Source organism: Novipirellula sp., from assembly GCF_041583735.1.
GTDB lineage: Bacteria > Planctomycetota > Planctomycetia > Pirellulales > Pirellulaceae > Novipirellula.
Window position 1 is genome coordinate 1 of the sequence record NZ_JBFHFD010000241.1, and the last position, 11,888, is coordinate 11,888.

Annotated in this window: 8 protein-coding genes; 5 read left to right on the plus strand and 3 right to left on the minus strand. The window is 54.5% G+C overall.

Annotation, left to right across the window (positions count from 1 at the left end; all coding sequences use genetic code 11):
* Together ABX962_RS18015 and ABX962_RS18020 are read right to left on the minus strand one after the other, a co-directional pair.
* Positions 1-204, minus strand: a 204-nt coding sequence (locus tag ABX962_RS18015; protein ID WP_372721425.1) for a hypothetical protein, incomplete at its 3' end; no start/stop codon positions are given.
* Between the two features lie 118 nt (positions 205-322).
* Complete coding sequence (locus tag ABX962_RS18020; RefSeq protein ID WP_372721426.1) at positions 323-1,228, minus strand: methyltransferase domain-containing protein; 906 nt, start codon at positions 1,226-1,228, stop codon at positions 323-325.
* Positions 1,229-1,833: 605 nt separating this feature from the next.
* On the opposite strand from ABX962_RS18020, the gene ABX962_RS18025 reads away from it, so the two are divergent.
* From ABX962_RS18025 to ABX962_RS18040, 4 genes are read left to right on the plus strand one after another with little or no spacing between them, the layout of a single operon-like run.
* Positions 1,834-4,308 (plus strand): glycogen/starch/alpha-glucan phosphorylase, encoded by a 2,475-nt coding sequence (locus tag ABX962_RS18025; protein ID WP_372721427.1) that lies wholly within the window; start codon positions 1,834-1,836, stop codon positions 4,306-4,308.
* Positions 4,308-5,834 (plus strand): 4-alpha-glucanotransferase, encoded by a 1,527-nt coding sequence (gene malQ / locus ABX962_RS18030; protein ID WP_372721428.1) that lies wholly within the window; start codon positions 4,308-4,310, stop codon positions 5,832-5,834. Before ABX962_RS18025 ends, malQ begins: the two co-directional genes overlap by 1 nt.
* A gap of 5 nt (positions 5,835-5,839) precedes the next feature.
* A complete protein-coding gene (locus tag ABX962_RS18035) occupies positions 5,840-6,298 on the plus strand; it encodes a YaiI/YqxD family protein (RefSeq protein ID WP_372721429.1) in 459 nt (152 codons plus the stop codon).
* A gap of 58 nt (positions 6,299-6,356) precedes the next feature.
* Entirely contained in the window at positions 6,357-7,115 is a 759-nt protein-coding gene (locus ABX962_RS18040) for a hypothetical protein (RefSeq protein WP_372721430.1), read from the plus strand.
* A gap of 361 nt (positions 7,116-7,476) precedes the next feature.
* Here the strand turns inward: ABX962_RS18040 and ABX962_RS18045 are convergent, their stop codons facing one another.
* The gene (locus tag ABX962_RS18045; protein WP_372721431.1) at positions 7,477-8,451 is read right to left on the minus strand and encodes an SPFH domain-containing protein; all 975 of its coding nucleotides are present in this window, start codon (positions 8,449-8,451) and stop codon (positions 7,477-7,479) included.
* 524 nt (positions 8,452-8,975) lie between these two features.
* On the opposite strand from ABX962_RS18045, the gene ABX962_RS18050 reads away from it, so the two are divergent.
* Positions 8,976-11,765, plus strand: a complete 2,790-nt coding sequence (locus tag ABX962_RS18050) for a hypothetical protein (RefSeq protein WP_372721432.1) — start codon at positions 8,976-8,978, stop codon at positions 11,763-11,765.
* The last annotated feature ends 123 nt before the right edge of the window (positions 11,766-11,888 follow it).

An 11,888-nucleotide genomic window follows, 5' to 3' on the forward strand; every position in this document is an offset into this window, starting at 1 on the left:
CTCGTCAAGTTTGCCATACGCAAGGCTCAGCCGGACCGTTGCGTTTGCTGCGGGCTCACCCGCCGCCGAAAGCACTTTTCCGGACACAAGAACCGTCGCTGGCTCATTTTGCTCAGCGGAAATGCTGGCGAAGCTGAGGCCGACTAGAATCAGGAATTGCCAATAGATCGCCGCGACACGTCGCAGTGGGCTGCATGGTCTCATTGCGCTGACTTTCGAAGGGGGGCGGGATCGAGTTTGCCATGGTCTGAAGCAAACTACGATCATAGCCGATCCGATCCGTTGTCGCAGGCAACGGATTGCACTTCGATTTCTGCCCGCGTTACACGCGTTTGACGCGGACCGTTCTCATTAAGTGGTCAATCGATTCGCCTGCGGCATAATGAAATTCAACCGAGATCGATTCGCCGCTAGCAATTTTAAACGGTGTTTCGATCGGAAGCACTAGGCATTGGTTGGGCCACGTGATCGCCTTTTCGGCTTGCATGTCGATTGAAATCACGTTCTGAGTGACAAAGCGAAGGGCGTTGACGCAGCCGTCGCGCATCGCAACCATGTTTTCGTTTACCGCAAACTGCATCGGAATCGATTCGTCATAAGCGATACTCGCATAAGGCGACAGGTTGGCGAATTCGTTGGTTCGCGGTTGATCCAATAGCGGTGCTTGGAACATCGGCACGGGAGCATGGTAACCCGCGAAATCAAAGGACTGCTCGACGGGTTGAGTCATCAAAATCGAGGCTTCTGGTAGAAAACGCGGCAGCGGTCCGTCGTGGACTTGTTTGTAGTGACGTTTGAATGCCGCAATTACTTGAGCTTGTTTCTCACGCAGCAGCCCAACGTGAAGCATTTCGCAAACAACGACATCGACCGCAGTGTCGGGGACGTATTCCGAGGCATCGGCGTGGATCACCGTGATTTGATCCTCGAGTCCGTTGAGTCGTACAAATCGACGAGCCGTCTCGACCAATTCGGGATTCCGCTCGACGCAGCTGACCGTCGCACCACAGCGAGCCGCCAGCGACGATAGGATTCCTGTACCACCACCGAGTTCGACGACATGCATTCCAGGGCGAACGTGCAGTTCGATCGCTTCGCGGAACGCTCCGACGCGATCTTCGTCCTGCAGCATGTTGTAGTGGTACAATAGCGGAATGTATTGACCGAGCGTTTTTTCTTCGCTGCTGAGCTTGCCGGACGAAGCGGCGTTGTCGGGGGTGTCAGCCATTAGGGAAGCGTAAGCAGGACGCCGAATCGACGAGGAGGTTTGCATGAGGGACTGCGGGTTCAATAGGAGCGGGTTCAAAAGGAGCGGGTCTAGAAGAAGCGGGGCGATGTGCGCGGCAGCGACGCTCCAGAGAGACCGGCTCACTTGCGCTAGCTCGTCACGCGATCGACGGCTCCACGTTAGCGAGATTAGAAGCGGCGGCTCAAGATGGATTTGCCGCCTTTTCACGTGGCAAAATATCGACCTTATTCAATCACGCCGGCTCCAGCATCGGCGTCGTAAGCCGTTACCAGTCGGATGTTTAAGTCCCGCTTGAGTCTTTCTTGGGGGGAAGCCACCGATTTCTGAAATTTCGGTTACCAGTTAAACACTACAGACGGAAAGTCTGATTGGCGAAATTGCGCAAACTATTTGAAAGTTATGGGAAAAATCCCCAACAAGATGTAGGTTTGAGGGTAAAGTCGCTGACTTCAAAATGGACTCATGTTGTCATAGCCTTCAGACAGTGCTAATGAACATCCATACTATTAGCACTCTTTGGCGGCAGCACCGAAAAAAGCAGCTTCGGTCGATCGCTCAATTTCCCTTCAAATTTAGCCAAAACGATGCCAGAACAAACACTCGAAGTATCCAATGAAAAGATGAGCAGTATCCTGGCGCCGCTCTCCGAAGAACTGCGCCGCCATCTTTATTACACACTCGGCCACCACAGTGACGACAGTAATCCTCACTATTATTATCGCGCGTTGGCCAACGCCGTACGTGACCGTGTCACCGAACATTGGCGGACGACGCAAGAGCGATTCGCGAATACCGATGAACGTTGTGTCCACTATTTCTCGCTCGAGTTTCTATTGGGCCGGTCGCTGAACAATGCCGTTCAGAACTTGGAACTCGACAATGCTACTCGCGAAGCGTTGCATCAATACGGTGTCGCACTCGAAGAGGTTGCCGAGCAGGAACCGGACGCGGGACTCGGTAATGGTGGTCTTGGTCGTTTGGCAGCTTGCTTTTTGGACAGTTGCGCCAACTTGCGTTTGCCGGTGACAGGTTACGGTATCCGCTATGAATTTGGGATGTTCCACCAAACGATCGAAAATGGTCGTCAGGTCGAGGGTCCAGACCACTGGCTTCGCGATGGCAACCCATGGGAGATCGAACGTCACGAAGACGCAAAGACAATCCGCTTCTATGGACACACCGAGCGTTATCTTGATGATTCCGGAAACACTTCGATTCGCTGGGTAGGCACCAACGATTTGTTGGCCATTCCTTACGATATGCCGATCCCGGGGTTCAAAAACGAAACCGTCAACACACTACGTCTTTGGAAAGCCGAAGCGACCGACGTGTTCGATCTGGAAGAATTCAACTCGGGGAATTACCCCGACGCTGTGGTGCAAAAGAATAACGCCGAGCAGATCTCGATGGTGTTGTATCCCAACGACGCCAGCGAAAACGGTAAAGAGCTGCGACTTAAACAGCAATACTTCCTCAGTTCTGCCAGTCTGCAGGACGTGCTGGAGAACTGGGTTGCCAAATACGGTCATGACTTTACCGATTTTGGTCGCAAGAATTGCTTCCAGCTGAATGACACCCATCCGGCGTGCTCGGTTCCCGAGTTGATGCGATTGTTGTTGGACGTCTACCACCTGGATTGGGATTCGGCGTGGAAGATCACGACTCAGTGCATGGCGTATACCAACCACACGTTGCTTCCCGAGGCGCTCGAGCGTTGGAGCGTGGCTTTGTTCAGCCGCTTGCTGCCTCGTCTGTTGGAAATTATTTACGAAATCAACGAACGTTTCTTGACCGAGGTCAAGAAGAAGTTCCCTGACGATGTCGCGGTTCTGCGTCGCATGTCGCTGGTCGAAGAAGGCGATCAGCCGCACATCCGCATGGCTTACTTGAGCATCGTGGGCAGCTTTTCGGTTAATGGTGTTGCTCATCTGCACACCGAATTGCTTAAGAGCGGTTTGTTCTCGGACTTCTACAAACTGTGGCCCGAAAAGTTCAACAATAAAACCAACGGCGTGACCCAGCGTCGATGGTTGTCACACTGTAACCCAGGTTTACGTGACCTGTTAAACGAAACCATCGGAACGGGGTGGGAATCTGATCTCAGCCAAATCGAGAAACTGATTCCGTATGCCGAGGATGCTGGTTTCCGCAAGAAATGGCGCGGTGTGAAACTTGAAAACAAACAACGATTGGCTAATTACGTCAAAGCAAACACCGGAGTTGAATTCAACACCGATGCGATTTTTGACGTCCAGGTCAAGCGGATTCACGAGTACAAACGTCAATTGTTAAATGTGTTGCATGTGGTGCACCTTTACGATCGCATTCTGCGTGGCGATACCAAAGACATGGTGCCACGCTGCGTGTTGATCGGCGGCAAAGCGGCACCGGGATACCACGTCGCCAAATTGATCGTGAAGATGATCAACAACGTCGCTGCGGTGATTAACGCGGATCCAAAGACGAAGGACTTGTTGCGTTTGGTCTTCTTTCCAAACTATCGCGTTTCGTCGATGGAGATCATTTGTCCGGGGACTGAATTGTCCGAGCAGATTTCGACCGCGGGCAAAGAAGCGTCGGGTACCGGCAACATGAAATTCATGATGAACGGGGCGTTGACGATCGGAACGCTCGACGGTGCGAATATCGAAATTCGGGATAAGGCGGGTGCCGAGAACTTCTTCTTGTTCGGGTTGGACGAAAACGGAGTTCAGGAAGAGAAGAAGAATTACGATCCGAACGCGATCATCGCTGCCGACGAAGACATCCGGCGGGTAATGGAAATGGTCGAGGGCGGGGTGTTCAATCAACATGAGCCAGGCATTTTCGACCTGCTGACCAAGGGACTGCGAAATCCGTATGACCCATGGCTGACGATCGCGGATCTGCGCAGTTACATTGATGCCCAAGCTGAGGCAGGCAAGGTCTATTTGGACGAAGAGAAATGGACTCGAATGAGTATCCTGAACTCGGCAAACAGTGGCTGGTTCTCGAGTGATCGAACGATCGCCCAGTACGCGAATGAAATTTGGGACGTCAAACCGTTAGAGGATGCTTAATGCGTTTTCCGAGATCATCGGGGATTCTTTGTCACATCACTAGTCTGCCAACCGCGATCGGAAATCGCGAATTTGGGATCGGTGATCTGGGTAAGGCGTCGTATGCGTTCGTCGATTTTTTGCAAGCTGCGGGACAAACCATTTGGCAGGTGCTGCCGTTGGGCCCCCCCGCAGCCGGCAATTCCCCCTACAGTTGTTATTCGGCGTTTGCCGGAAATCCGCTGCTGATCAGCCTTTCGATGCTTGTCGAAGATGGCTTGTTGGCCGAGGATGATTTCGTCTTGCCATCCGGCCTTGGGGAAACCACCTCGCAGGTCGATTATCATTTGGTCGCCCAGTTCAAGCTGCCGGTACTGCGTACCGCGTTCGAAAACTTTAGCGAACACGCTAGCGAAGAACAACGCGCGGACTTTGATCGGTTTGTCGAACACAACGCATGGTGGCTGGACGATTTCGGTCGCTTCGAAGCCCTGATGCGTCACTTCGGCAAAGCGGATTGGACGCAGTGGCCTGCGGAATTGGTCCGTCATGCCGCGAACCCAGAATTCGATCAAGCGATCGAACAATGGGAGACCAAGCTGAGTACCGAGATTCAATTTGCTGAATTCCAACAATACATCTTTGATGTCCAGTGGCGGAAACTGAAGCAATACGCAAACGAACGCGATGTTCGTATGTATGGCGACATGCCGATTTTTGTCGCGCACGAAAGTGCCGATGTGTGGGCAAATCAATCGGTATTTTGTTTGGCTGAAAACGGACGTCCAACCTTCGTGGCTGGTGTCCCGCCAGACTATTTCAGCAAAACAGGACAATTGTGGGGCAATCCGCAATACCGTTGGGACACGCTCGAGCAAACCGGTTACCGATGGTGGGTACAGCGGTTTGGATATGCGTTCAAGCAATTCGACTTGATGCGAATCGATCACTTCCGTGGTTTCGAAGCTTATTGGGAAATTCCTGCGACAGCTAAAACCGCGGTCAGCGGAAAATGGGTCGAAGGACCTAAGGAAAAAGTCTTCGACGCCGCTCGCGAAAAACTTGGCGAGTTGGCGCTGATCGCCGAAGATCTCGGCATGATTACCGAAGAGGTCCATGAACTTCGCGATAAGCTTGGCTTCCCAGGAATGCGTGTGTTGCAGTTCGGTTTTTATGTGGCCGAAGACGATTTCCATCGTCCGATTGCGTTTCCCGAGCATTCGGTGGCCTACACCGGAACGCACGATAATGACACCGTCATGGGGTGGTACAAGGAACGTGAAGTCGCCGAGGGCGAAGAGGATTTATTGGCCGGCGTTGTCACGAGTGACATTGATGTTCATTTACAATTGATTTGGGCGGTGCTCAATTCGGCATCCGATACGGCAATCATTCCGGTGCAGGATTTGCTTGGGCTGGGGAATGAGGCGAGAATGAATATGCCGGGGCTGGCCGATGGAAACTGGGCATGGCGATTGTTGCCAGGCCAATTGACCGACTCGGTCGCGCAAACGATTGGCGAAATGACGCGTAATGCGAGGCGGTGAGCAGCGTGAAGATCTGGATCGACGCCGATGCGGCACCACAAGATGTCAAGCAGATCGTCTTTCGTGCCGCCAAGCGATTGGATGTCGAAACGATTTTGGTTGCCAACCGTCCGCTGTCGGTGCCGCCCGCATTGACGATGGTTCGCTCGGTGGTCGTGCGTGAAGGCGCCGATCAAGCCGACCGTTACATCGTCAACCACAGCGAAGCCAAGGACATTGCCATCACCGCCGATTTGCCTTTGGCGGGCGATTTGGTGGAGAAGGGCGTTTACGTGATCGATCCCCGCGGCGATGAATATTCCCCTGATACGATTGCGTCACGATTGTCGATGCGGAATTTTATGGACGATTTGCGAGGCGAAGGAATGGTCGTGGGCCGGTCTTCGCCGTACGGTGAGACGGACAAAAAGGCCTTTGCCGCGACCTTCGATCGCTTGCTCACGAAGGCGTTGAACCGAAAATAGAGGACTTTGAACACGCTCCGCTGCATCAGGTCCTCTGCTCTAACGAGGTTGGCTGGAAATGTCGCCTACACCGCAACCGGATCGCGAGCAGCCATCGCTAAAAGCGGCTTTATCTTCGCCCTCAGCGATTTCCAACCTCGTTGCTGCCTTGGCACTCGTGTCGTGCGTTTTGTTGCCGCATTCGATTGGCTGCGACGACAAGATCGTGCGTCCAGTCGATGTGATTGGCGACGAGTTGAGCAAAGGACCGCCGCTGGTCACGCTGACATTCTTCTGGCCCTACCTTTTCGGACTTTGCACGTTTGTGTTCTTTAGCGCATTGGTGATCGTGCGGCCTCTGCGAATCGAGCGGATGTTGTTGTCGCTGCCGTTGGGGTTCATGTTGTATTTGACCGCAATCTGGTGCTTGCTGCTGTTTAGCAGTTCGAGCGAAAGTCGGATCGCGTTGGTGATTGCCGCGTTCATCGTCCCCTCGGCAACGCTCGTCGCCATCCGCATGACATGGCTGTGGATCGATGATCGGAAAGTCGCCGCGGCGATGTGGGCGCAGAGCTATCTATGTATACTTGCGATCTTTTCGCTGCGTTGGTTCTGGATGCTGCCGATCAAGCAGATGCTTTATGGTGGCGTGTTGTCAATGATCGCAGCAGCCGCCGTGATGGTTGCGTCGTGGACATGGCCGTGCTGGATCGAGCATGACTTATCGGATCGCAATCATCCCGCCCAGCGATTTCAGATAACACTGAAGCAAATCATCCTTGGCGTCCTGGTGATCGCAATCGCGATGACCTATTGGCAATTCATGCAGCGGCAATAGACGCCTCGCCGTGTAGGCCCGTGAGTTGCGTATTGCCAACACTCTCAAGCTTCGCTCAAGAGAGGTGGCTTGTTTTGTGTCACCTCTCCCAAACTCCGTTTGGGAGAGGTCGAGCAGAGCATTGAGCGATTGCTCGGGTGAGGGCCGACCGAGCAATCCAGCGGTTTGCTGCAAGCTCGGTTGCGCGGTCGGCCCTCACCCGAACGAAGCCTAAAGGGCTCGTTCGACCTCTCCCAAGCTAACGCTCGGGAGAGGTGGCTTGCATCGTGTTGCCTCTCTCAAGCTGACGCTTGGGAGAGGTGACAGATACGTTGTGCAACTGCCAAACCACGATAACTCCATTGATTTACCGGTCTAACGCTCAGGCTCCTGTTTGCACGACCGGTTGAGCGTGGCGGTCGCTGCACAAGACGACCAGCAGATTCGAAACCAGCGATGCTCGCTGTGTTGCATCCAATTCGACGATCTCGTCTCGTTTGAGATGCTCCAGTGCCATCTCGACCATTCCCACGGCACCGTCGACGATCTTGGTGCGTGCGGCGACCACGGCGCCGGCCTGTTGACGCTGGAGCATCGCGGAGGCGATTTCCGGAGCGTAGGCCAAGTGACTAATGCGAGCCTCGATCACGTTCACCCCTGCCTTTTCGAGTCGCTCTTGGATGTCTTCGCGGAGTTTGCTGCAGATCTCTTCGGTGCTGCCGCGAAGCGATTGTTCATGGTCTTCACTATCGTACGGGTAGCGTGTCGCCAAGCTCCGCAAGGCCGCTTCGCTTTGTACCTCGACAAAACGTTCGTAGTCATCGACCTCGAACAACGCCTCAGCCGTATCAGTGACTTTCCATACGACGACCGCCGAGATTTCAATCGGGTTTCCATCTCGGTCGTTGACCTTGGATGGGCGACTCGCCGATCGACTCTTCACTTGCACCACGGTGCCCGCAGCGTCCTTCTTTTCCGGCGTGGATGACGATCCCGTTTCAAAGTTGCGAATACGCAAGCTCACTTTTCGTTTGGAAAAAAACGGGTTGACCCAAAAAAAACCTGATTCTTTGACGGTTCCGCGATAATCCCCAAACAGCAGCAAGACACGAGAATCATTCGGTGCGATCGCCATCAGTCCGAACAGTCCTATCATCCCCGATGGAATCATCATCACTCCGAGCAGGACAAAGAAGCCATTTTCGGCTGCTGCGGCGGCAATCAAGGTGAAGCCACCAAAGAGGACTAACCCCAGGCAGGTAAACAAAGCGAACCAACCCGGACTGGGACGCAGCAGTTTCTCGGGATGCACTGGAAGATTGCGCGAGGTGTGGTTTGGATTCATTGATGAAGACATGGACGCGGTTCCTGGACGATGGCTAACGTGATGTAAGGTGCATTTTGAGTCTGAGAACTCATGATACCCTTCAAATCGCACCCTTTTCCGATAGGCTGACAAAAGGAATAGGCAGGGAAAGCTGCATTGTGAGGGCGCGCCAATGTCGTTTTGATCGTCGAATCTACGGTCCGCCAGTCATGGGCTAACGCAGGTCGCATCAGCTCTCACCGCTTCAAGGCGTCTTCGGCTCCGTCAACTCCCAGTCTCCGTGTCTCCCCCTCTCCCCTTCTCCTCACTCCTCACTCCTCACTCCTCACTCCTCACTTTCCCCAAACTCCCCCTGCGAAACCCGCAGAACCGTCAAACTCGGCGTCAAGATGTAGCGTTTAGGCAACAAAGTACGTTGTTTTCTTGCATCATGCCCCCATCTTGCGTGCTACGTTTCCTTGGACAAAGTGTGTCCGGAACGAAACCAAACACCACGCAGGCCGATGAACCACAACGCAGCACGAAGCGAGCCGAATCGCAACCGGAAATTGCCTATGCGGCAACTTCTGATCGTTGCCGTTTTGCTGATCTTCGCTGTTGCCAGTGGTTGCAGCCGATTGCGTTTGCCTGCGATCGATCCGACCGGATCCTGCCTGTTCGCTCCCCTACCGACCACCACCGAACTCGCACTGCCTGGATCCGCCGGTGAAAGCTGCCTGTGCTTCAACTGCTTGCGTGGCTTCGGTTCCTGCCTGACCAACCCTTCCTTTGCTTTCCCCACCCCTGCGTTTCCCGAACCGGTCGAGCCCCCTGCGTGTGCGACACCGAATGCCGGTGCGTTAGGGACGGCAGCGGGCCCAAAATGCCCTTTGCTGGGCAAACACTGCAAAGACGACGGTGCTTGCGTGCCAAGTGCACCGTGTAACGGTTCGTGCCAAAGCGGGCCTCCCTCGATTCTGTATGGTGACGAAATCACCAACACCAATCCACGCTGTTTGCCTGATCGTGGCGAACGCGGCTGTATCTTGTTGACGCCACAGAAGATTGTTGCTCCCGTCGGCGGCGAAGTCATTTTGTTATCCGGTATCTGTGGTGCCGATGGTTATTTGCAGATGAACCAACCGCTTGAATGGATGTTGACTCCCGACAGCGTTGGTACGTTTATTCAAGTCGGTGACGACGATCCGGGGCTTTTGCACCGGATGACGGTAAAGAAACAACGTCCTGAAAAACATGATCCCTCGTACGCTCACGGTTTGACCAGTACCAAGCGAATGCTGATCACCCGTGGCAACCTGGATCGCAGTGACGATGTACAGCTAGAAAAAGGCCAAACTTGGATTTCGATTAGCAGTCCGAGTGAAGGCACCAGTCGTGTGACGGTCTTAGCTCCCGAAAGCGAGTGCTGGGATCAACGCAAAGCCACCGCGACGATCTACTGGATCGACGCACGCTGGCAATTCCCTGGGTCACAAATCGTGCCCGCGGGAACCCCTGTTACCTTGACCACTCGAGTGACACGTGCCGAAGGCAGTTTGCCTGCACGTGGATGGAAAGTGCGTTACGAAGTACAACAACCCGAAACCGCAACGTTTGCGGGTACCAACGGTTCGTCGGTCGCCGAGGCGGTCGTCGATGAAAACGGCAACGCAACGGTAGAACTACTGCCGGTTGCGGGTACCAGCGGCACTGTCACGGTCGATATGCAAGTCATTCGACCGGGAGGCGATTCGGATAATATGCCGACGATGACGCTCGGCCGCGGACAAACCTTTGTCACCTGGAGTTCACCCCAGTTGGCTGTCCGGGCGGGCGCTCCATCGGTGGCCAGTTTTGACGTTCCTTACGAAGTCGTCGCGAACGTCTCGAACCCAGGCGACCAGCCTGTGAATAACGTCCGCGTCTCGGTCGAGTTTCCACCAGGAACTCGCGCCGTCAGCGCGGATTCATTCGCCCAAGTCTTGCCAGGCGGCGTGCTTTGGGAAATCGGCACGATCCCAGCCAAGACGCAATTGGATTTGTTTATGAGCGTGACGTCACAGTCGCCCGTTCAGATGACTATCCAAGCCCGAGGCGACGGCGGACTGTTTGACGAAGATACAGTTCGCGTCGATGTGTTCCGCCCCTCGCTTTCGCTTACCACGCAAGCCGAGAAAGAACGCTACGAGGCAGGCGAAGAAGTTACGTTCAACATCGACGTGAAAAATACCGGCGATCGTCCAATGACCAACGTCAAACTGAAAGCGTTTGGCGATCCGAACATGCTGCATCCTGAGCGAAACACACGTGAACTCGGCAACGAGTTGACTGACGGACCACTGCAACCGGGCGAGACATGGCCTACAACCATCACATTCATTCCGACCGCGTCGGGACGACGATGCGTCAACTTTGAAGCAACCGCCGATGGCGGACAACGTGCGGTCAGCGAAGCATGTGTGACCGTGATCAATCCGATCCCCGATGCACCCGCGTTGACGCTTTCGATTGAAAGTCGCGATCGGGTCGAGACCGGCGATGAGTTTGTGATTCGCACCTACGTGAACAATTCGGGACAAACCCCAATTCGCGATGCACGAGTGATGTTGCAATACGACCCACAATTACAATTGCTACAGGCCACCGAAGGTGCGTCCGAACCACGTCCAGGACAGACGGTGGTCCAATGGGATGTGCCCGTCGTGAATCCAGGTCAGCGTGCCGTATTGGAAGGACAATTCCGAGCGATGGCGACCAATCCGCAGTCGATCGTGCGGGTCGAGGCGGTGGCGCGAGACGGAACATCCGCCAATGGCGAACATGTTTTCGCAATCGTCGCCGGAGCACCTCCGGCATCGCCACCCTCAGGAACCGCACCCCCGTTATTGCCGCCGGCGACAACGCCGCCGACAATTCCCGGTGGTCCAGGCCAGCTGCCACCCACGCCCGATACTGGACCCGTGGCTCCGGCATTACCATCAGGCCCGGCGAAATCGGATCGAGTCCAAGTCGAGATCTTTGGTCGTGACAATCCTGTGCGTGTTGGTCAACCGATTCGCTACACATTGCGTGTCACGAATGATTCGGATCAAGTCGATGGCGAAGTCAGTGTACGGTTCAACTTACCACCGGGTGTGGCGGTCGAACGGGTTACCCAGCGTCGGAGTCCTACCGGCGGCGAATTCGATGTCAAAGCCGGAGCGATCTACTTGGCCGATATCCGATCGATGCGTCCTAATGAGACGGTCGAATACGATATCGTAATGAGTAGCAATCAACCGCAAACATTCGAGTTGAATGTGGAATCGGTTAGCCGTCGCGGCCCTGGCGGCGTCGACAGCGTGCAAACCGAAGTGATCCCATAAACAAACGTAGCATAGGCTTCCAGCCTGTGTTCACGTGGGATAGGCTTCCAGTCTGTCATCAAACGTTAATCTAACTGCATCCGCAGCTTATAAGGGTTGCGTTATCGATCGCGGCAGTTGCGA